The organism is Mycobacterium sp. NAZ190054 (genome assembly GCF_001545925.1).
GTDB lineage: Bacteria > Actinomycetota > Actinomycetes > Mycobacteriales > Mycobacteriaceae > Mycobacterium.
The window spans coordinates 1-19685 of record NZ_LMVQ01000579.1 but is presented as its reverse complement, the minus strand read 5'-3'; the positions used below and the strand labels follow the sequence as shown (position 1 = coordinate 19685).

The following is a 19685-nucleotide window of genomic DNA, read 5'->3' as shown; positions in this document are numbered from 1 at the left end:
GCCACGCTGAGCAGCACGACGGTCAATGTCCCGGCGACGAACGAGGAGACCGCCGCGACGGCGAGCGCTTTGGCCGCCTCTCCCCTCTTCGCCATCGGGTGACCGTCGATACACGTCACCAGCGCCGACGCCAGAACGGTCTGCCCCGGCCGGGGCAGCGCGTCGACGGTGAAGGTCAGATCGGCGTTGACACTGCCCACCACGCAGACCCGCGTCACCATGAGCGTCCAAGTTAGCCGCAGACCGGGTCGACGCGCGTCGAATGCCGCAGAGACGTCCGATACCCTGGCCTGATGAGTGTGCAGGCCCCCGCTGTTCCCGACCTACGGCAGCAGGTTCACGACGCCGCCCGACGGGCCCGTGGGGCGGCCAGGACGCTGGCCACGCTGAGCACGGACACCAAGAACCGTGCGCTGCGCGTCGCCGCGGACCACATCCTGATGAACACCCGCGCGATCCTGGCGGCCAACGAGGCCGACGTCGCCGCGGCGCGTGCCGCGGGCACCCCGGCGGCGATGCTGGACCGGCTCGCGCTGGACCCGGCGCGGGTGGAGGGCATCGCCGACGGTTTGCGTCAGGTGGCCGGGCTGCCCGACCCCATCGGGGAGGTGCTGCGTGGCCGCACGCTGCCCAACGGTCTGCAGCTGCGTCAGCAGCGGGTTCCCCTCGGTGTCGTCGGCATCGTCTACGAAGGCCGGCCCAACGTCACCGTCGACGCGTTCGGCCTGACCCTGAAGTCGGGCAACGCGGTTCTGCTGCGGGGGAGCTCGTCGGCCGCGCAATCCAATGCCGCGCTGGTGACCGCGCTGCGTGCCGCGCTGGCCACCGAGGGCCTCGACGTCGACGCCGTCCAGCTGCTGCCCAGCGAGGACCGCGCCAGCGTCACCCACCTGATCCAGGCGCGTGGGCTGGTCGACGTGGTGATCCCGCGCGGCGGCGCCGGCCTGATCGACGCCGTGGTACGCGACGCGCAGGTGCCCACGATCGAGACCGGCGTCGGCAACTGCCATGTCTACGTGCACTCCTCGGCCGACCTGGACATGGCCGAGACCATCGTGCTCAACGCCAAGACGCGACGGCCCAGCGTGTGCAACGCCGCCGAGACGCTGCTGATCGACGCGGCGATCGCCGACGTCGCGGTGCCCCGGCTGACCGACGCGCTGACCGCGGCGGGGGTCGCGGTGCACGCCGACCCGTCCGAGGACGAGCTGCGCGCCGAGTTCCTGTCGATGGACATCGCGCTGGCCGTCGTCGACGGCGTCGACGCCGCCATCGCCCACATCAACGAGTACGGCACCGGCCACTCCGAGGCCATCGTGACCACCGATCTCGCTGCGGCACAACGCTTCAGCGAACGCGTCGACGCCGCCGCGGTGATGGTGAACGCGTCGACGGCGTTCACCGACGGAGAGCAGTTCGGCTTCGGCGCCGAGATCGGCATCTCCACCCAGAAACTGCACGCCCGAGGGCCGATGGGGCTGCCCGAACTGACGTCGACCAAATGGATCGTGTGGGGCGACGGCCACACCCGTCCGGCCTGATCCTGAAGGAGATACCTTGAGCGTCCCCGCACGCACGGTGCCGCTGTTCGCCGACATCGACGATGTCGCGACGCGGCTGGCCGAAACCGGCTATCTGCCCGACACCGCCACCGCCACCGCGGTGTTCCTGGCCGACCGGCTCGGCAAGCCGCTGCTGGTGGAAGGGCCCGCCGGTGTCGGCAAGACCGAACTGGCCCGCGCGATCGCGCAGTCCACCGGCTCCGGCCTGGTGCGACTGCAATGCTACGAGGGCGTCGACGAAGCCCGGGCACTGTACGAGTGGAACCACGCCAAGCAGATCCTGCGCATCCAGGCCGGGCACGGAGACTGGGACCAGACCCGCGACGACGTGTTCTCCGAAGAGTTCCTGCTGACCCGCCCGCTGCTGACCGCGATCCGGCGCACCGAACCGACGGTGCTGCTGATCGACGAGACCGACAAGGCCGACATCGAGATCGAGGGCCTGCTGCTGGAGGTACTCAGCGACTTCGCGGTGACGGTGCCCGAACTCGGCACCATCACCGCCGAGCGGCGGCCGCTGGTGGTGCTGACCTCGAACGCGACCCGGGAACTGTCCGAAGCGCTCAAGCGCCGGTGCCTGTTCCTGCACATCGACTTCCCCGACCCGGAACTGGAGCGTCGCATTCTGCTCTCCCGGGTGCCCGAACTGCCTGAACGGCTCGCCGAGGAACTCGTCCGGATCATCGGTGTGATGCGCGGGATGGCGCTCAAGAAACTGCCGTCGGTCGCCGAGACCATCGACTGGGGCCGCACCCTGCTGGCGCTGGGCATGGACACCGTCGACGACGAGGTGATCGCCGCGACCCTGGGCGTGGTGCTCAAGCACCAGTCCGACCAGATCAAGGCCGCCGGGGAGCTGAGGCTGAACTGATGCCGCCGCGACGAACCCGCCCGCCCCAGCCGCTGGCGCCCCACGGAATCCCCGGCCACCTGGTCGAGTTCGTGGAAGCTCTGCGCGCGCAAGGTATTTCGGTGGGTCCGTCGGAGACGGTGGATGCCGGTCAGGTGATGGCCACCGTCGGTCTGGCCGACCGGAACGTGCTGCGGGAAGGGCTCGCGTGCGCGGTGCTGCGCCGCGCCGATCACCGCGAGACCTACGACGCGCTGTTCGACCTGTACTTCCCGGCCGCGCTGGGCGCCAAGACCGTGCTGGAGGACGACTCCGACGGCGATCCGGGTCTGCCGCCCGAGGACATCGAGGCGATGCGCCAGGCGCTCGTCGACCTGCTGACCGACAACGCGGAGCTGGCCAACCTCGACGAGCGGCTCGCGGCGATGATCGCCCAGATCGTCGAGGCCTACGGCCGGTACAACTCCAGCCGCGGGCCGTCGTACTCGTCGTACCAGGCGCTCAAGGCGATGAGCCTCGATGACCTGGAGGGCCGGCTGCTGGCCGGTCTGCTCGCCCCGTACGGCGAGGAACCCACCCCGACCCAGGAGCAGATCGCCAAAGCGCTTGCCGCGCAACGTGTCGCGCAACTGCGCAAGATGGTGGAATCGGAGACGAAACGACGCACCGCCGAGCAGCTCGGTCGCGACCACGTGCAGATGTACGGGGTCCCGCAGCTCGCCGAGAACGTCGAGTTCCTGCGCGCGTCGGGGGAGCAGCTGCGCCAGATGCGCCGCGTGGTGGGTCCGCTGGCGCGCATGCTGGCCACCCGGCTGGCGGCCCGGCGGCGACGCTCCCGCGCGGGCGAGATCGACCTGCGCAAGACGCTGCGCAAGTCGATGTCCACCGGCGGTGTGCCGATCGACGTGGTTCTCAAGAAGCCGCACCCGGCCCGCCCCGAGCTGGTGGTGCTGTGCGACGTGTCCGGATCGGTGGCCGGCTTCAGCCATTTCACCCTGCTGCTGGTGCACGCGCTGCGCCAACAGTTCTCCCGGGTCCGGGTCTTCGCGTTCATCGACACCACCGACGAGGTCACCGAGTTGTTCGGGCCCGACGCGGATCTCGCCGTCGCCGTGCAGCGCATCACCCGCGAAGCGGCCGTCTACACCCGCGACGGGCACTCCGACTACGGCCACGCGTTCGTGTCGTTCCTGGACAAGTTCCCGAACGTGCTGTCGCCGCGCAGTTCGCTGCTGGTGCTCGGCGACGCCCGTAACAACTACCGCAACCCCGAGACCGATCTGCTCGCCCACATGGTCAACGCCAGCAGGCACGCCCACTGGCTCAACCCCGAACCCAGGCATCTGTGGGGCAGCGGCGATTCGGCCGTGCCGCGCTATCAGGACGTCATCACGATGCACGAGTGCCGCTCGGCCAAGCAGCTCGCCTCGGTGATCGACGCCCTGCTGCCCGTCTGACCCCCGCCGAAATTGCATTCCAGCAGGCCCGCACTCGGCTTTTGGCTGCTGGAATGCAATTTCGGCGGGGCGTGCGGCGGTCAGGCGAGCGAGAGGGTGACCGGGCCACCCGCCGGATTCGCGCCGGCCACCAACGACCACGGCGCCCGGTAGACGCGGCCCGGGGCGGCCGGCCACGGTGTGCGCCTGGTCGCCAGCAGCCGGCCGTCCTGTACGGCGCGCAGCCGCGGCAGCCGGCGGTACTCGTCGGTCCACAACAGCAGATCCCCGCGGGAGGGCACGCCGCCGTCAGCGGAGATCAATTGCGGGGCCACCCATCTGAACGGTGAATCGACGCGGATCGGGGTGCTCGCCGGTGCCGGGGCGGACCGGTCGCGGCGATGTAGCCAGGCGAGCACCGCGGCAGCGACATGACGTCCGTCGAGGGCCGCGCCGTCGGCGGTGTCCACCGGATGCAGCAGGTTACCGGCCGCGAAGACCCCGGGCCGGCTGGTCCGCAGCGCCGGGTCCACCACCGGGCCGCGGGTGGCGGGGTCCATCCGCAGACCGGCGGTGCGGGCGAGCTCGTGGTCGGGAATCCAGTCTCCGGTGAACACGACTGTGTCACAAGGCAGTTCGCGACGGTTGCCGGTGGCGATGTGCTCCACGGTGACCGAACGGACGCGGTCTTTGCCGTGGATGCCGACCACGCGGCTGCCCGTCAGCACCGGCCCGTCGAGCAGCAAGCGGCCCGCCGAACGGAACGCCCCGTACGCCTCGGCGCGCGGATAGCCCGAGACCATCGCCACGGTGGCGCACCCGGCCTCGCGCAGCGTCAGGACCGCCGACCAGCTGACCAGCTCGGCGCCGACGATCACCGCACGGCGACCGACGGGGGCGTGGTGCACGTGCACCATGTTCTGCAGCTGACCGGTGGTGTACACGCCGTCGGGCCGGTCGCCCGGCACCAGGCGGGCCGGGCGGGGCCGTTCGCGGGCTCCGGTGGCGAGGATGACGGCGTCGGCGGTGACGGTTCGCACGCCGCGCGGTGAGGTGACCTGCAGGGTGCGCTCGCCGGCCCAGCCGGTGACCATCGCCTCGGTCTCCAGCACGGCCCCGGCGTCCTCGGCCGTCCCGGTCAGCCGACGGGCGTAGGAGGGCCCGGAGAGGAACCGGTGCAGATCGCGCATGCCGTACCCGAGATGGTCACTGTGCCGGGGGATTCCGCCGGTCTGCGCCTCACGTTCCAGCACCAGGACCTCGCCGTCGACCGACGGTGCGAGCGTGGCGGCGGCGGTGAGTCCGGACGGTCCACCGCCGATGATCGCGACTGCGACGCGGTTCATCGGGCGGTTCCCGCGTCGAGCAGGGCCTGGGTGCGTGCGCCGCAGTAGAAGCCCTGGCAGCGGCCGTTCATCACGCGGGTGCGGCGGCGCAGGCCGTCGAGATCCGCCGGCGGGATGGGGGAGGCGAAGGCGTCGCGGATCTCCCCGGCGGTGACCCGCTCACAGAAGCACACGATCCTGCCGTACTCGGCGTCGGCGGCGATGCGTTCGCCGTCCTGGTACGGGCGCACTCCGGCCTCCCCGAGGTTGGGCATGCGGGGCGGGGGCGGCAGGTCGTCGCGCTCGGCGACGTCGACGCCGGCGTGGGCGAGCAACCCGGTGACATGCTCGGCGATCGCCATCCCGGAGGTCAGTCCGGTCGAGCGGATTCCGCCGACGAGCACGTAGCGTTGCCGGGCGTCGAGGTCGATGAGGTAGTCGTCGTGGTCGGTGGCGGCCCGCAGGCCCGCGTAACTGGCGGTGATCTCTTCGTCGAACAGCGACGGCATCAACGCGCGCCCCTTCGACATCAGGAAGTCGAACCCCTTCTCGGAAGTGCCGGTGGCCGTGCGGTCGTCGAGGTTCTCCGACGTCGGGCCGACCATCACGTTGCCGTAGATGGTCGGGCTGACGAGCACGCCCTTGCCGCGCGAGGACGGCACGGCCAGCACGATCAGCGGCACCATCGGCCGGCTCAGTTTGTCGAACACCAGAAGCTCACCGCGGCGCGGGATCACGGTGAAGCGCTGGTACCCGAACTCGGCGTCGAGGTGGTCGGCGCCCAGGCCGGCGGCGTTGACGATCCAGCGGCCACGTACCTCCCCGGCGGTGGTGCGCAGCGTGGTGTGCTCGGGCCCGGTGTCGACACCGATGACCCGCGCGCCGCGCAGCAGTCGCGCGCCGCGGGCGACGGCGTCGGTGGCCAGCGCCAGGTTGGTGGTCCAGGTGCAGATGATCGACTCGCCGGGCACGGTGAGACCGGCCAGCGCTCCCGGTCCGAGGTCGGGCACCCGGCGGTACACCTCGTCGGCGGAGACCAGGCCGCATTCGCGGTAGCCGTTGCGTTCGGCCTTGACGACCAGACCGGGCAGGGCATCGACCTCTTCCTCGGTCCAGGCCACCAGCATCGCGCCGGTGCGTTCCACCGGGATGCCGGTCTGTGCGGCGTACTCGCCGAGCAACTGGTAGCCGCGGGCGACCAGACGGGACTCCAGGGTGCCGGGGGTGGCGTCGAACCCGGTGTGCAGCAGCGCGGTGTTGGCCTTGCTGGTGCCGTCGCCGACGTCGTCGCGCGCTTCGACCAGCGTGACCGCCAGGCGGGTGCCCGCCAGCGCCCGGGCGATCGCGGAGCCGACGATACCGGCGCCGATCACCACGACGTCGGAGACGGCCTGGGTACTCATGACGTGCTCTCCTTGCGTGAATCCTGCTGCGCGGCAGCCATGTCGGCGGCGCGACGCCAGCGCTGCAGAAAATCCGCGGCGTGGTCCGCCGACCACCGCGGTTCGTAGGTGCGTTCCGGAACCCAGCTGCCCACCGCGTCCGCGGCGGAGATCCCCGGCTCCAGGGCCAGCCGCGCACAGGCGGCCGCGCCGAGCGCGGTGGCGTGCTGGGACGGGTACACCTCGACCGGCATCCTGGCCAGATCGGCCTGGGCCTGCATCAGCGCGGCCGAGCGGGTCAGGCCGCCGTCCACACGCAACCGCGTCAACGGCCGGCCGAGGTCGGCTGACACCAGATCCGTCAGCGCGGTGACCTGGGCGGCGATCCCTTCGAGCAGCGCGCGCACCAGCTGACCGCGACCGCTGGAGAGGGTCATCCCCGAGAACGACGCGGTGGCGCCGGAATCCCACCACGGCGCCGCGAGGCCGGCCAGCGCCGGCACACACAGCACGCCGTCGCTGGATTCGGCTGCGGCGGAATCGATCTGGTCGGCCGACGGTACCAGTCCGAGGTCGACGGCCCATCTGATCGCCGATGCCGCCGTGTAGACCTGGCCGTCGACGCAGTACCGGGTCTGGTCACGCAGGCGCCACGCCACCGACGTCGTCAGGCCCGAGGTCGACCGCACCGCGTCGGGTCCGAGTTGCGCGAGCAGGAATGCGCCCGTTCCGTAGGTGCACTTGGCCGACCCGGCTTCCAGGCAGCTTTCGGCCAGCAGCGCCGCCTGCTGGTCGACGATCAGCCCGGCGACCGGCAGGCTGGGCCCGAACACCGTTGTGGCGCCGACGATGTGATCGTTGGCGACGATCTCGGGAAGCACTTCGCCGTCCAGTCCGAACAGCGCGGTGAGCTCGTCGTCCCATCTCACGTCGTCCAACGACATCAGCAGGGAGCGGCTCGCGGTGGACGCGTCGGTGACGAACGCGCCGCACAACCGGTGCACCAGCCAGGTGTCGGTGGTCGTCACCACGCCGTCGCGGGTCAGGTGTTCACGGATCCATGCCATCTTCGGCGCGGAGAAGTACGGGTCGAGCACCAGCCCGGTGCGCCGGGCCACCTCGTCGGCGTGCTCCGACAGTGGGGCACACAGTGATTCGGCGCGCCGGTCCTGCCACACGATCGCCGGGGTCAGCGGCCGGCCGGTGGCGCGGTCCCACGCCAGGACCGTCTCGCCCTGGTTGGCCAACGCCACCGCGGCGACGGCCACCCCGGCCTGCTCGAGCGCGCGGCGCCCGGCGGTGACGACGGAATCGAACAGCGCCTCGGGGTCCTGTTCGACACCGCCGCCGGGCAGGTAGTGCGGGCGCAGGGCGACCTCGGCGACGGCGCGGAGGTCGCCGGCTCCGTCGACGACGACGGCCTTGGTTCCCGACGTCCCCTGATCGATGGCCAGGATGTGCTGCATCGGTTGGATCGTCACTCTCTACTGAGTTCGGCGTCGATGGAGTGCATGTCCGGCATCGACAAGCTCTTCCTGCCGTGGCGGATCAACAGGTAGGCCAGGTAGGCCGCCCCGACCGCGACCATCACGATGACGTACGCCCAGGCTTCCTTGAACGCCGCGTCGCGGAACAGCGCGAGTTCGAACGCCAGCCAGACCACCGCCACCACCAGGATCGGGGCCTCCCAGACGCCGAGGTCGAACTTGCCGTTCTTCTTGGGCAGGTCCTTGCGCTTGACCAGGTACAGCACCACGGTGGACGCGTACATCACCGCCGGCAGCAGCGTCGCGGCGCTGAAGAGGGTGAACAGCGCGGTCTCCGAGTGCGCGAAGATCGCCAGGATGAGCTGGGCGAGGCAAAAGTACAGCACGGTGGCCTTGAGCGGGGTGTGGAACCGCGGCGAGATCCGGCTCCACTGCTGCCAGCCCGGGAACCGCTTGTCGCGTGACATCGCCCAGGTCAGCCGCACACCGGTGATCATGATGACCAGACCGCACGCGAAGATCGCCAGCACGACCATCAGCAGCAGCAGCGTGGCGACCACGGAGCCGAGCGTCTTGTCGATGACGTCGGCGATCGGCGTGCCCGATTCGGCCAGCGCCACCGGATCGCCGGCGGCCAGCGTCACCGCGACCAGGAACAGGAACCCGAGCACACCGGAGGCCAGCACGGCCTGCCACATGGCGCGTGGCACCACCCGCTCCGGATCGTGGGTCTCCTCGGCGAGGTTGGCCGCGGACTCGAAACCGACGATGGTGAACGCGCCGAGCAGGAAACCCAGCATCCACGGCCCGGCCGACGTCCAGTCGCCGAAGCTCCAGAATCCCTCGCCCGGCACGGCGCCCTTGCTGAACAGATTCCCGAAGTCCATGTCGCCGCGCACGGCCGCGACGATCAGCAGCAGCACGGTCAGCGCGACCATCCCGATCAGCTCGAGGGTGACCAGGCTGTTGTTGACCCGCTCGGCCCACGGGGTCGAGAACGCCACCAGCAGGGCCTGCAGCAGCAGCACCGCGGCGGTCATCACCCACGCGATGGTGGCCGTGCTCTCGTAGTTCAGCAGCACCGGCAGGATCGTCGAGGCGATGGTGTAGTCCACCGCGCAGACCACGATGGCCAGGAACGTGAACGAGATCCAGCCGATGATCCAGCCCAGGACCGGGTTCGCCAGCCGCGACATCCACTGGTAGTGGTAGCCGGTCACCGGGATGCGGGACGCCAGCGCGCCCAGCACGAACGCGACCGCGAGCTGGCCGACCACCGCGATCGGCCAGGTCCAGATGCCGACCGGGCCGGAACTGTTGAGCACCGAGCCGTAGGTGGTGAAGATGCCGGTTGCGATCGACACGAACGCGAACGCGACGGCGAAGGACGCGAACTTGCCGGTGTGCCGTTCCAGCGACTGGGTGTAGCCGAACTGGGCGAGTTCGGCGGAATCGCTTCCCGGGGACATCTCAGACATCGATCACTCCGAATCTATGGTCTAGACCATGTGGTTGAACCAAGGTATGGGACATCGGCCGGACACGTCAACGGCGTCACGAGGTGTTCACCGGGGACATGTTGACAACCGAAGTCGACTTACGTCGCTACGCTGCAAAGATGCCCGCCGGGACACCCCTGTACATGTCGATCGCCGCCGATGTCCGCGACCTGATCGCCACCGAACAGCTGGGGCCGCACACACTGCTGCCGTCCGAACGCGAGCTCGCCGAACAACACGGCGTGAGCCGGATGACCGCCCGCCAGGCCTTGTCGCTGCTGGAGAGCGAGGGGCTGGTGTACCGCAAACCCCCGCGTGGCACGTTCGTCGCCGAGCCGCGGGTCCGGTTCCACGTCGGCAGCTTCTCCGAAGAGGTGGCCCGGATGGGCCGGCGCCCCGCCGCCCAGCTGCTGTGGGCCGAATACCGGGTCGCCAGCCCCGCGGTGCGCCGCGCACTCGACCTCGCCGAGGACGCCGCGGTGCACGTCTTCCACCGGCTGCGCAGCGTCGACGACGTTCCGTTCGCGTTGGAGACGACCTACCTGCCCGCCGATCTGACGCCCGGCATTCTCGACGTCACCGATGACGGCTCGCTGTGGGCGGTGCTGCGCTCGCGCTACGGCATCGACCTGGCCCGTTCGACAGCGGTGCTGGAATCCATCGTGCTCGACGACACGACCAGCGCGCAGCTGGGCGTGCGGGCCGGCTCGGCCGGCACCCTGCTGACCCGCAGCACCGAGGACAGCACGGGCCGGTGCGTCGAGTACGCCCGGGACGTCTACCGCGCGGACCGCGCGTCGTTCGAGGTGTCCGAGGCGCTGCACGCTCATCGCCTCTCGGCTGTCTGAGCCTGCACTCCCGTAAGCTCGCTATTCGTGCAAGCAGGCGGCCGACGGCAGAGAAGGCTGGGCGTGATGGGCGGGACCTTCGATCCCATCCACAACGGCCACCTCGTCGCGGCCAGCGAGGTGGCCGACCGGTTCGCCCTCGACGAGGTGGTGTTCGTGCCGACCGGTCAGCCCTGGCAGAAGCGCAGCAGGCCGGTGACCGCCGCCGAGGACCGCTACCTGATGACGGTGATCGCCACGGCGTCCAACCCGAGGTTCACGGTCAGCCGCGTGGACATCGACCGAGGCGGAGCCACCTACACCAAGGACACGCTGCGCGACCTGCGGGCCCAGAACCCGGACGCGGACCTGTACTTCATCACAGGCGCCGATGCGCTGGCCTCGATCCTGTCATGGCAGAACTGGGAGGAGTTGTTCTCGATCGCCCGGTTCATCGGTGTCAGCAGGCCGGGGTACGAGCTCGACGGCAAGCACGTCTCGGCGGCCATGACCGAACTGCCCGACGACGCGCTGCATCTGATCGAGGTGCCGGCCCTGGCCATCTCGTCGACGGACTGCCGCCGGCGAGCCGAGCAGTCACGGCCGATCTGGTATCTGGTCCCCGACGGTGTCGTGCAGTACGTCGCCAAACGTAATCTCTATCGCAGCCCCAGCCTTGTAGGTGAAGGAGAGCACCCCTGAGCGCCTCAGCCGAAGCCATCGACATGGCCACCGTCGCCGCGAAGGCGGCGGCGGCCAAACTCGCCGAGGACGTCGTCGTCATCGACGTCTCCGGGCAGCTCGTCATCACCGACTGTTTCGTCATCGCGTCCGGATCCAACGACCGGCAGGTCAACGCCATCGTCGACGAAGTCGAGGAGAAGATGCGCGTCGCCGGCTACAAGCCGGCGCGACGGGAGGGCACCCGGGAAGGCCGCTGGACGCTGCTCGACTACGTCGACATCGTGGTGCACATCCAGCACGAGGACGAACGCAACTTCTATGCGCTGGACCGGCTCTGGCGGGACTGCCCGACGGTGCCGGTGGACCTCGACGACGTGCCGCGGGACGCGGTGGGGGACGGCGAATGAGGATCCGCCGCCTGGTCATGCTGCGGCACGGGCAGACCGAGTACAACGCGGGCAGCCGGATGCAGGGTCAGCTGGACACCGATCTGAGCGACCTGGGCCGGGAACAGGCCGTCGCGGCCGCCGAGGCGCTGGCCAAACGGCAACCGCTGCTGATCGTGTCGTCGGATCTGCGCCGGGCGCTGGACACCGCCGTCGTGCTCGGCGACCGCAGCGGTCAGCCGGTGAGCATCGACACCCGCCTGCGCGAGACCCATCTCGGTGACTGGCAGGGGATGACCCACCTGGAGGTCGACGCCGTGGCCCCCGGTGCGCGGCTGGCGTGGCGCGACGACGCCCGCTGGGCGCCGCACGGCGGGGAGAGCCGCATCGACGTCGCCGAGCGCAGCCTGCCGCTGGTGCGGGAACTGGTGGCCCAGCAGAGCGAATGGGGAGTGGTCGGTTCCGATCGGCCGGTGGTGCTCGTTGCGCACGGCGGGCTGATTGCCGCGTTGACCGCTGCGCTGCTCGGTCTGCCTCCGGAGAACTGGCCGGTGCTCGGCGGCATGGGCAACGCCAGCTGGGTCCAGCTGGCCGGCCACACCCGCGCCGACGGTGATCCGGCGTCGTTCGCCGACATCCGGTGGCGCCTCGACGTGTGGAACGCCTCGGCGCAGGTCGCCAACGATGTCCTCTGAGACGACCCCCGGCCACAGGACGCTGCTCGTCTTCTGCGATTCGCTGTCCTACTACGGGCCCACCGGCGGGCTGCCGTCGGACGATCCCCGGATCTGGCCGAACATCGTTGCCGCGCAACTGGACTGGGACGTGGAGCTGATCGGTCGGATCGGGTGGACCAGCCGTGACGTGTGGTGGGCGGCCACGCAGGATCCGCGGTCGTGGGCGGCGTTGCCGAAGGCCGGCGCGGTGGTCTTCGCGACGTCGGGCATGGATTCGCTGCCGTCGCCGCTGCCCACCGCCCTGCGCGAACTGATCCGTTACGTGCGGCCGCCACGCGTGCGGCGCTGGGTGCGGGACGGTTACGGCTGGGTGCAGCCGCGGCTCTCGCCGGTCGCGCGCCCGGCCCTGCCGCCGCATCTCACCGTGGAGTACCTCGAGATGACCAGGGCGGCAATCGACTTCAACCGTCCCGGGATTCCCGTGGTGGCGTCGTTGCCGTCGGTCCACATCGCCCCGACGTACGGCATGGCCCACCACGGCAGGGCGGGCACGGTGTCGGCGATCACCCGCTGGGCGGCCGAACACGGGGTACCGCTGGTCGATCTGAAAGCCGCGGTGGGCGAGGAAGTGATGAGTGGCCGCGGCAACCCCGACGGCATCCACTGGAACTTCGAAGCCCATCAGGCCGTCGCGGAGTTGATGCTCAAGGGCCTGGCCGAGGCGGGCGTGGACATTTCCGACATCCCGGCGACCGGCGGCTGACCGTCCATGCCGGTCGTGGTCGTCAGCGACTCGTCGTCATGCCTGCCGGGTGACGAGCTCACCCGGCGGGACATCCGCCAGGTGCCCCTGCACGTGCTGCTCGACGGAGTGGACCTGCGTGACGGGATCGACGACATCCCCTACGACATCCACGATCGTCCGAAGGTGACGACCGCCGGTGCGACACCGGCCGAGCTCGTCGAGACCTACCGTCGCGCGCTCGCCGACAGCGGTGGGGAGGGCGTTGTCGCCGTTCATCTTTCGGCCGCGCTGTCCGGCACGTACAGTGCCGCGGCGACGGCGGCGCGCGAGTTCGGCCCGGCGGTGCGGGTGGTGAACTCGCGGTCGGCGGCGATGGGGGTCGGTTTCGTCGCGCTCGCCGCCGCCGACTGTGCGCGCTCCGGTGGCGACATCGACGCCGTCGAGGCGGCGGCGCGCGCCGCGCTGAACCGTTCGCACGTGTTCCTGGTCGTGCACCGTCTGGACAACCTGCGCCGCAGCGGGCGGATCCGCACCACCGCGTCGTGGCTGGGCACCGCGCTGGCCCTCAAACCTCTGCTGTGCCTGGACGTCGACGGCCGGCTGGTGCTCGACCAGCGGATCCGCACGGTGACCAAGGCGCACGCGGCGATGGTCGACCGGGTGGCCGAGGTGGTCGGCGACCGGGGCGCCGACGTCGTGGTCCACCACGTCGACAACCACGACGCCGCCGATGAACTCGGCGCCGCGCTGACGCAACGACTTCCGCAGATCTCGTCGCTGGCCGTCGCCGACATGGGCCCGCTGTTGTCCGTCCACGTCGGCGCGGGCGCGGTCGGCGTGGCCGTCCAGGTCGCGCAGTAGCGCCGAGCCGGCCCCCTCCTCGCCGAAATTGCATTCCGGCAGGCCTCCACTCGAACAACCGCTGCCGGAATGCCATTTCGGCGAAGGGGGGGCGAGTGGGTTTGGGTGTGGCAGACGTCAGAGGGCTGCTCGCCCGGTGATCGGAGGAAGGTCGGCCAGCGTGACGATTCCCGGCGCGGCGGCCACCACCGCGGGCACCGCGTTGGTCACCGGCATCGCCGTGTAGATCATGCCCAGGCCCATGAAACCCGGTTCGGTCCAGTCTTTCGGCGGCAGGCAGTGCAGCACGGTGCGCATGTTGGGCAGCCCGAACACCTGCACGACGTGGCCGTGCTCGAGTGGCTTGGGCGGAGTGACGTGTGAGCCCATGATCCAGTTGAACCCGACGCTGACGATGTTGCGATCGCCGACCCAGCCGCGGTGGTAGCCGTGTACCCCGGCGACCGTGCCTTTCGGGATCTGCATGAAACCCAGATCGCTGTCGCCGGTCGCCGCGGTGAACGTGACGTCGAACGTGATCCGGTCCAGCGTGGCGCCGATCGCGTCGGCCATCATCGCGGCGGACTCGGCGAACACCTCGCTCTCCCTGCGTACGCTTTCGGCCAGTCCGGGGGTGTCGGGATCCTGGGAGAATCCCATCGCCGTCTGGGTGCCCGCGGACTCGTAGGTGGAGCAGTCCACCGACTCGGTGATGCGGATCTCGTCGACGCGCTCGCACGCACCCGAGAGCACCATCCCGACCAGGTTGCTCATCCCGGGATGGGCGCCGCTGCCGAAGATCGTGGAATGACCTGTCTGACAGGCCTTTCGGATGCGGTCGAGATCGTCCGGGGCCTGCTTGCCGCCGGTGATCCACGCCGCGCTGGAGCACACGTTGATCCCGGATTCCAGCAGGCGGACCAGTTCGTCGATGTCGGGCCACAGCGGGTTGTAGCAGCACGCGTCGGGCTTCAGGGCCACCAGTTCCTCGATGTCGTCGGTGGCCCTCACCCCGGTGGGTTCCGGCCATCCGGCGAGCTCGGCGGCGTCGACGCCGACCTTGTCGGCGCCGTGCGCGTAGACCCCGACGAGTTCCATGTCGTCGCGGCCGATGATCGCGTGCAGCGACCGCCGGCCGATGTTGCCGGTGGTCCACTGGATGACGCGCAGGGGTCGGTCGGCGGTGATGATCATGGCGTCAAGCTACTGCCTCTAGGGTGTCCGCATGGGTGACATGGCGCCGGTGGCCGTGGTGACGGGTGCCAGCCGCGGCGCGGGACTGGGTATCGCGACCGCGTTGGCCGGTCGGGGATGGCGGGTGTACGGGACGGGCCGCACCGTCGCCGACGAGGCCCCGTGGGGTACCGGGGTGCGCGTGGATCACCGCGACGACGACGCCGTCGGTGCGCTGTTCGCGCGGGTCGGCGCCGAAGCCGGCCGGCTGGACCTGCTGGTCAACAACGCCGCCACCATCTCCGACGACCTGGTCAGCCGCAAGCCGTTCTGGGAGAAACCGCGCGAGCTGGCCGACGTGCTGAACGTCGGCCTGCGCTCGGCCTACGTCGCGTCCTGGCACGCCGCACCGCTGCTGATCGCGCAGCCCCGCGGGCTGATCGCGTTCACGTCCTCGCCCGGATCGGTCTGCTACATGCACGGCCCGGCCTACGGCGCCCAGAAGGCCGGCATCGACAAGCTGGCCGCCGACATGGCCGTCGATCTCCGCGGCACCGGCGTCGCGGCGGTGTCGGTGTGGCTGGGAATCCTGCTCACCGAGAAACTGCGGTCGGCGTTCAGCGATCCCGATGCGCTCGCGGCCTTCGCCGGGCAGGCCGAGACGCCGGAGTTCGCCGGGCACGTGATCGACGCGCTGTACCGCGATCCCGAACTGGACGGCCTCAGCGGTCACACCGTGATCGCCGCGGAAGCCGCTGCGCGCTACGGCATCACCGATGAGGGCGGCCGCACGCCGCCGTCGCACCGCGAGATGCTGGGCGCCCCGCGTGAGCCCAGCTCGGTGATCGTGCGCTGAGCCGTCACGGGCAGATCAGCTGCCACAGCCGGTGAGTCCCGGCCCGGGTGGCCATGTCGGTGAGCAGCGCATCCCAGTGGCGCATCGAACCGAACTCCGAGCGCCACGCCAGCGCGGCGCGGGTGAATTCGTGTAGGCGGTGCTCCCTGGTGGTTCCGATCGCCCCGAGCACCTGATGGGCGTTGCGCACCACGACGGACGCGGCGTGACCGGCGCAGGACCGTGCCGCCGCGACCAGGAACTCCAGTCGGGGAGAAGACCAGTCGCTGTCCACCGCGACCGTCAGCGCCGCCTCGGTGGCCGAGCGGGCCAGCGCGGCCTCGGCGGCGGTGTCGGAGATCAGGTGTTGCACAGCCTGGAATTTCGCCAGCGGCCTGCCGAACTGCTGCCGCGAGGTCGCATGGTCGATCGACAGTTCCAGTGCGCCGTCCAGTGCCGCGCACACCTGGATCGCCCGTGTCAGTGCGGACTTCAGCGTCAACCGGGTGACCAGGTCAGCGCCGACGGCGACGCCCTGCAGGGACGAGATGTCCACCGTCACACGGTCTCTGGGTTCGCCGATCATGTTCGCGCCGGCAGCGACGGTCGCCGACCCGGCGGCCAGGTCGGCGGCCCGGTACCCGTGGTCGTGTGGCCAGAGCACGACGATGCGTTCGGCGTGCGACGCCCACGGCACCGCGTCGGCCGTGCCGTTCCGGTCGAGCAGACACACGGTGCGGACCGCGGCGTCGGAGCCGATGCCGGCCGCGTCCAGCACCCAGCCGGCCAGCAGATCGTTCTCCGCCAACGGTGCTCGCACTCCGTGGCGCACCGCGGCGGACACCAGCTCGGCAGCCTCGAACCAGCCTGCGCCGCTGCCGCCCGACTCTTCCGGTCCGGTCAGCCGCACCAGTCCCAGCCCGTCGAGGCGGCGCCACAGGTCGGGGTCCGTGCTGTGCTCGGCGAACACCGCGTCGATCATCTGGGCCAGTGCCGGCTCCACCCCGGGCATCGTCATCGGATCCCCAACCCGCGCGCGATGACCCCGCGCAAGACCTCGTTCGTCCCACCGCGCAGCGTGAAGCCGGGCCGCTGGTCGACGGCGAGGTTCGCCATCGCGGCGAACTGTGTCGGTGCGGCGTCGTCGACCGACAGGTGCGCGAACTCGGCGATGTCGCCCTCGGTGGCGGTGCCCAGCACCTTGACCACCGCCGCCGCCACATCCGCGGGTTCGTGGCGCTCCAGCGCACCGGCCACCGCCGACGACATCTGGTGCAGGCCGGCGACCCGGGCCACCAGGCGGCCCAACTCGTCGGTGCGTGGAATCCGTTCTGCGGCAGCGGCTTCGGCGCATGCGTCGAGCAGGACGAACGTCGACAGGAAACGTTCGGGGCCGCTGCGTTCGAAGCTCAGCTCCGAGGTGACCTGCTTCCAGCCCTCGCCGATGGTGCCGAACACCATGTCGTCGGGGACGAAAACCTGATCGAGGATCACCTCGTTGAAGTGGTGGGATCCGTTCATCGACACGATCGGGCGGATCTCCACCCCGGGGCCACGCAGGTTCACGATGAACTGGCTCAGGCCGGCATGCCGGTGCTGCGGGTCCACCGGGGCGGTGCGCGCCAGCGCGATGAACGCGTGCGCCAGATGCGCTCCCGAGGTCCAGAGCTTGGTGCCGGTCAAACGCCAACCGCCGTCGACGCGTTCGGCGCGGGTCCGCACCGCAGCAAGGTCGGAGCCGGCGTCCGGTTCACTCATCCCGATGCCGAAGAAGCACCGTCCGCGCGCGATCCTGGGCAGGAACTCGGTCTTCTGCGCCTCGGTCCCGTACTTGAGCAGTGACGGCACGATCTGCCGGTCGGCGATCCAGTGCGCGGCCACCGGTGCACCGGCGGCGAGCAGTTCCGCGGTGACGACGAACCGTTCCAGGAAGGTACGGCCGTGCCCGCCGTAGGCGACCGGGACGGTCATCCCCAGCCATCCGCGTTCGGCCAGCGCGGCGGTGAAGTCCTCGTCCCATCCGCACAGCCACGCATCGGCGGTCGGTGTGAAGGACCCGGCGGCGAGTTGTTCGGCGAGGAAACGGCGGACCTCCGCGCGCAGACCTTCGGCCTGAGACGTGTCCGTGGTGCACGGCGGCACCAGCCGGGGCGCGGCCATCAGTCCACCGGCGATTCGTCGGCCGGCGCGGCCCCGGGGGCGTCATCGACGGCGGCGGGCCGATCCCCGGGCAGCACCAGCGCGATGCCGAGGGCGAGGAAGAACGCGGCGGTCAGGCTTCCGCCGAGGTAGTGGTTCATCGGGCCGTCGGGGGAGATGAAGCTGCCGGCGGGGCCGATGATCGTGATCGTCTCGATCAGCTGCTCGACGGTGAACACCGCCGCCACGGTCCCCAGCCACCGGGGCAGGTGACCCTCGTTGGCCGTCACCAGGATCGGGACCGCCACCAGGATGTTGGCGACCGTGGCGACCGGCAGCCACATGGCCCCGATGTCGTCGAGGGCACGCGCGGTCCCCGCGGTGACCTGGCCGGGCCGCAGCTCGGCCCCGGCGACGAACCACGCCGCCACGCACAGCTGCGCGGCCAGCAGAGACGACCCGATGGTGAACAGATGCGCGGGCGGGCCGGTCAGCCGGTCCCGCGCGAACGCGAGCACCACGACGAGCGCCAGCGCCGCGGACGCCAGCAGCAGGGCCCGGACCCGGGCGATGCCGGTTTCGGGTCCGGGCAGGGCGGGCAGCAGCAGCACAGCTGTCGCGTAGAGCACCGCGAACGCCGCACCTGCGATCAACGGGGCTCGGCGGTTCATATCAGGGAGCAATGCTAGCCACCGTTGTCCCCAGACCGGACTTCATCCCCAGCTTGGGTCCGTCGCCCCCGCGTCGCCGCGGTGTCGTCGCCGGGCGGGCATACGGTCGCGGCATGTCCCCCGAAATGCCCGCGGAGCGGCTGCGTCGGCGGCTCGGAGCCGTCGGTGACACCGACGCCGAGGACGACGACGATCCGCCCGACACGACGTTGTCGCGCTGGTTGCCTGAGGCGGCGCCGAGCGGTCCGTCGGCGCTGCTGGCCCGGATCCGTGCCGATCCCGGCCGCGCCGGGGTCCTCGCGCTCGGCCTGGTCGGCGTGCTGGCGGTACTGGTCACCGTCGTGACTCTGCTGCGGGACAGTCCGCCGGCGGTGGTGTCGGCCAAGCTGCCGCCGGTGGAGATGGTGTCGTCGGCGGCTCCGGCCGCGGCTGCGGGGGCGCCGGGGCCTGCCGAACCCGTGGTGGTCAGCGTGGTCGGGCTGGTGCACACGCCCGGGCTGGTCACCCTCGAGCCCGGAGCCAGGATCGCCGACGCGCTGGCAGCGGCCGGCGGGGCCCTCGACGGCGCCGACGTGCTCGGTCTGAACATGGCGCGGCGGGTGGCCGACGGCGAACAGATCGTGGTCGGGATCGCCGCCGCCCCCGGGCAGCCGGCCGAGATGGGCAGCGCGATCGTGTCCGAGCCGGCGCCTTCCGGCGGTCCGTCGTCGGGTGGATCCTCCTCCGGCCCAACGGGTTTGGTCGATCTGAATACGGCCACCGTGGAACAACTCGACACCCTGCCCGGTATCGGTCCGGTCACCGCCGCGGCGATCATCGCGTGGCGCGACGCCAACGGCCGGTTCGACAGCGTCGATCAACTCGGTGACGTCGACGGGATCGGGCCGGCCCGGCTGGACAAGTTGCGCGCGCTGGTCCGGGTGTGACGCGGTGGACCTGCGCCTGGTGCCCGCCGCGCTGACCAGCTGGGCGGTGACGGCCGCGGGAATCGTGTGGCTGCAGGCCGGCGCGGTGGTCACGGCGGTGGCGGCGGTGGCGGTGACGTGATCAAGATAGAACCGCCTACCGGTGATCCTGCCCGTACGTTCGGCCGGATGCTCGGCATCGATCCGCAGGATCGCCACCATGTCAGCCCGCCGTTCCAGATGGACAACCGCGGAAAGCGGA

General features: G+C 70.7%; 20 protein-coding genes and 1 pseudogene. 12 read left to right on the top strand and 9 right to left on the bottom strand.

Annotated elements, in window-relative coordinates; translation table 11 throughout:
- Positions 1–221, bottom strand: a 221-nt coding sequence (locus ASJ79_RS33540) for a tripartite tricarboxylate transporter permease (protein WP_197420430.1), incomplete at its 3' end; no start/stop codon positions are given.
- A gap of 72 nt (positions 222–293) precedes the next feature.
- Between ASJ79_RS33540 and ASJ79_RS29310 the strand changes: the two genes are divergently transcribed.
- From ASJ79_RS29310 to ASJ79_RS29300, 3 genes are read left to right on the top strand one after another with little or no spacing between them, the layout of a single operon-like run.
- Positions 294–1541 carry a glutamate-5-semialdehyde dehydrogenase gene (locus tag ASJ79_RS29310; RefSeq protein ID WP_067963083.1) on the top strand — a complete coding sequence of 416 codons (1248 nt, stop codon included), beginning with the start codon at positions 294–296 and terminating at the stop codon, positions 1539–1541.
- Positions 1542–1557: 16 nt separating this feature from the next.
- The gene (locus ASJ79_RS29305) at positions 1558–2433 is read left to right on the top strand and encodes a MoxR family ATPase (protein ID WP_067963081.1); all 876 of its coding nucleotides are present in this window, start codon (positions 1558–1560) and stop codon (positions 2431–2433) included.
- Entirely contained in the window at positions 2433–3869 is a 1437-nt protein-coding gene (locus tag ASJ79_RS29300; RefSeq protein ID WP_067963078.1) for a VWA domain-containing protein, read from the top strand. Before ASJ79_RS29305 ends, ASJ79_RS29300 begins: the two co-directional genes overlap by 1 nt.
- Before the next feature lie 80 nt (positions 3870–3949).
- Here the strand turns inward: ASJ79_RS29300 and ASJ79_RS29295 are convergent, their stop codons facing one another.
- The 4 genes from ASJ79_RS29295 to ASJ79_RS29280 are packed head-to-tail and all read right to left on the bottom strand — an operon-like array spanning position 3950 to position 9520.
- Positions 3950–5194 (bottom strand): NAD(P)/FAD-dependent oxidoreductase, encoded by a 1245-nt coding sequence (locus ASJ79_RS29295; protein ID WP_067963076.1) that lies wholly within the window; start codon positions 5192–5194, stop codon positions 3950–3952.
- On the bottom strand, positions 5191–6576 hold the full coding sequence (locus tag ASJ79_RS29290; RefSeq protein WP_067963074.1) for an NAD(P)/FAD-dependent oxidoreductase: 1386 nt from the start codon (positions 6574–6576) through the stop codon (positions 5191–5193). Before ASJ79_RS29290 ends, ASJ79_RS29295 begins: the two co-directional genes overlap by 4 nt.
- Positions 6573–8021 carry an FGGY family carbohydrate kinase gene (locus ASJ79_RS29285; RefSeq protein ID WP_067963090.1) on the bottom strand — a complete coding sequence of 483 codons (1449 nt, stop codon included), beginning with the start codon at positions 8019–8021 and terminating at the stop codon, positions 6573–6575. The genes ASJ79_RS29290 and ASJ79_RS29285 overlap by 4 nt, the downstream gene beginning before the upstream one ends.
- 11 nt (positions 8022–8032) lie before the next feature.
- A complete protein-coding gene (locus tag ASJ79_RS29280) occupies positions 8033–9520 on the bottom strand; it encodes an amino acid permease (RefSeq protein WP_067963073.1) in 1488 nt (495 codons plus the stop codon).
- 140 nt (positions 9521–9660) lie between these two features.
- Between ASJ79_RS29280 and ASJ79_RS29275 the strand changes: the two genes are divergently transcribed.
- Genes ASJ79_RS29275 through ASJ79_RS29250 form a run of 6 tightly spaced genes read left to right on the top strand, consistent with a single transcriptional unit; the run spans position 9661 to position 13721 of the window.
- A complete protein-coding gene (locus ASJ79_RS29275) occupies positions 9661–10389 on the top strand; it encodes a GntR family transcriptional regulator (RefSeq protein WP_197420429.1) in 729 nt (242 codons plus the stop codon).
- A gap of 57 nt (positions 10390–10446) precedes the next feature.
- Entirely contained in the window at positions 10447–11070 is a 624-nt protein-coding gene (nadD, locus tag ASJ79_RS29270) for a nicotinate-nucleotide adenylyltransferase (RefSeq protein ID WP_255374780.1), read from the top strand.
- Entirely contained in the window at positions 11067–11459 is a 393-nt protein-coding gene (rsfS, locus tag ASJ79_RS29265; protein ID WP_067963068.1) for a ribosome silencing factor, read from the top strand. The genes nadD and rsfS overlap by 4 nt, the downstream gene beginning before the upstream one ends.
- A complete protein-coding gene (gene gpgP, locus ASJ79_RS29260; protein ID WP_067963065.1) occupies positions 11456–12133 on the top strand; it encodes a glucosyl-3-phosphoglycerate phosphatase in 678 nt (225 codons plus the stop codon). The genes rsfS and gpgP overlap by 4 nt, the downstream gene beginning before the upstream one ends.
- Complete coding sequence (gene octT / locus ASJ79_RS29255) at positions 12123–12878, top strand: diglucosylglycerate octanoyltransferase (protein ID WP_067963061.1); 756 nt, start codon at positions 12123–12125, stop codon at positions 12876–12878. Before gpgP ends, octT begins: the two co-directional genes overlap by 11 nt.
- Positions 12879–12884: 6 nt before the next feature.
- Complete coding sequence (locus tag ASJ79_RS29250; protein WP_067963058.1) at positions 12885–13721, top strand: DegV family protein; 837 nt, start codon at positions 12885–12887, stop codon at positions 13719–13721.
- 117 nt (positions 13722–13838) lie between these two features.
- Here ASJ79_RS29250 and ASJ79_RS29245 read toward each other — a convergent pair whose 3' ends face one another.
- On the bottom strand, positions 13839–14894 hold the full coding sequence (locus ASJ79_RS29245; RefSeq protein ID WP_067963055.1) for a dihydrodipicolinate reductase: 1056 nt from the start codon (positions 14892–14894) through the stop codon (positions 13839–13841).
- A gap of 31 nt (positions 14895–14925) precedes the next feature.
- Here ASJ79_RS29245 and ASJ79_RS29240 point away from each other — a divergent pair, with 31 nt between their 5' ends.
- Positions 14926–15729, top strand: coding sequence for an SDR family NAD(P)-dependent oxidoreductase (locus tag ASJ79_RS29240; protein WP_067963051.1), 804 nt, complete (start codon positions 14926–14928; stop codon positions 15727–15729).
- Positions 15730–15733: 4 nt separating this feature from the next.
- Here ASJ79_RS29240 and ASJ79_RS29235 read toward each other — a convergent pair whose 3' ends face one another.
- Genes ASJ79_RS29235 through ASJ79_RS29225 form a run of 3 tightly spaced genes read right to left on the bottom strand, consistent with a single transcriptional unit; the run spans position 15734 to position 18518 of the window.
- Positions 15734–16726: an acyl-CoA dehydrogenase gene (locus ASJ79_RS29235; protein WP_067963047.1), complete on the bottom strand. Its 993-nt coding sequence runs from the start codon at positions 16724–16726 to the stop codon at positions 15734–15736.
- Positions 16723–17868, bottom strand: a complete 1146-nt coding sequence (locus tag ASJ79_RS29230) for an acyl-CoA dehydrogenase family protein (protein ID WP_067963044.1) — start codon at positions 17866–17868, stop codon at positions 16723–16725. The genes ASJ79_RS29235 and ASJ79_RS29230 overlap by 4 nt, the downstream gene beginning before the upstream one ends.
- Positions 17868–18518 (bottom strand): hypothetical protein, encoded by a 651-nt coding sequence (locus ASJ79_RS29225; RefSeq protein WP_067963041.1) that lies wholly within the window; start codon positions 18516–18518, stop codon positions 17868–17870. The genes ASJ79_RS29230 and ASJ79_RS29225 overlap by 1 nt, the downstream gene beginning before the upstream one ends.
- Positions 18519–18631: 113 nt before the next feature.
- Between ASJ79_RS29225 and ASJ79_RS29220 the strand changes: the two genes are divergently transcribed.
- Both ASJ79_RS29220 and ASJ79_RS32925 read left to right on the top strand, forming a co-directional pair.
- Positions 18632–19444, top strand: coding sequence for a ComEA family DNA-binding protein (locus tag ASJ79_RS29220; RefSeq protein ID WP_067963038.1), 813 nt, complete (start codon positions 18632–18634; stop codon positions 19442–19444).
- A 108-nt stretch (positions 19445–19552) separates the two neighbouring features.
- Positions 19553–19685 (top strand): annotated as a pseudogene (locus ASJ79_RS32925) (CoA transferase); the annotation flags it as partial.

Excerpts from the sequence above, each read along its gene's own strand:
- ASJ79_RS29310 (WP_067963083.1), top strand. The coding sequence starts at position 294 with ATGAGTGTGCAGGCCCCCGCTGTTCCCGACCTACGGCAGCAGGTTCAC.
- ASJ79_RS29300 (WP_067963078.1), top strand. The coding sequence starts at position 2,433 with ATGCCGCCGCGACGAACCCGCCCGCCCCAGCCGCTGGCGCCCCACGGA.
- ASJ79_RS29295 (WP_067963076.1), bottom strand. The coding sequence starts at position 5,194 with ATGAACCGCGTCGCAGTCGCGATCATCGGCGGTGGACCGTCCGGACTC.
- ASJ79_RS29290 (WP_067963074.1), bottom strand. The coding sequence starts at position 6,576 with ATGAGTACCCAGGCCGTCTCCGACGTCGTGGTGATCGGCGCCGGTATC.
- ASJ79_RS29285 (WP_067963090.1), bottom strand. The coding sequence starts at position 8,021 with ATGCAGCACATCCTGGCCATCGATCAGGGGACGTCGGGAACCAAGGCC.
- ASJ79_RS29280 (WP_067963073.1), bottom strand. The coding sequence starts at position 9,520 with ATGTCTGAGATGTCCCCGGGAAGCGATTCCGCCGAACTCGCCCAGTTC.
- ASJ79_RS29275 (WP_197420429.1), top strand. The coding sequence starts at position 9,661 with ATGCCCGCCGGGACACCCCTGTACATGTCGATCGCCGCCGATGTCCGC.
- gpgP (WP_067963065.1), top strand. The coding sequence starts at position 11,456 with ATGAGGATCCGCCGCCTGGTCATGCTGCGGCACGGGCAGACCGAGTAC.
- octT (WP_067963061.1), top strand. The coding sequence starts at position 12,123 with ATGTCCTCTGAGACGACCCCCGGCCACAGGACGCTGCTCGTCTTCTGC.
- ASJ79_RS29250 (WP_067963058.1), top strand. The coding sequence starts at position 12,885 with ATGCCGGTCGTGGTCGTCAGCGACTCGTCGTCATGCCTGCCGGGTGAC.
- ASJ79_RS29245 (WP_067963055.1), bottom strand. The coding sequence starts at position 14,894 with ATGATCATCACCGCCGACCGACCCCTGCGCGTCATCCAGTGGACCACC.
- ASJ79_RS29240 (WP_067963051.1), top strand. The coding sequence starts at position 14,926 with ATGGGTGACATGGCGCCGGTGGCCGTGGTGACGGGTGCCAGCCGCGGC.
- ASJ79_RS29235 (WP_067963047.1), bottom strand. The coding sequence starts at position 16,726 with ATGACGATGCCCGGGGTGGAGCCGGCACTGGCCCAGATGATCGACGCG.
- ASJ79_RS29230 (WP_067963044.1), bottom strand. The coding sequence starts at position 17,868 with ATGGCCGCGCCCCGGCTGGTGCCGCCGTGCACCACGGACACGTCTCAG.
- ASJ79_RS29225 (WP_067963041.1), bottom strand. The coding sequence starts at position 18,518 with ATGAACCGCCGAGCCCCGTTGATCGCAGGTGCGGCGTTCGCGGTGCTC.
- ASJ79_RS29220 (WP_067963038.1), top strand. The coding sequence starts at position 18,632 with ATGTCCCCCGAAATGCCCGCGGAGCGGCTGCGTCGGCGGCTCGGAGCC.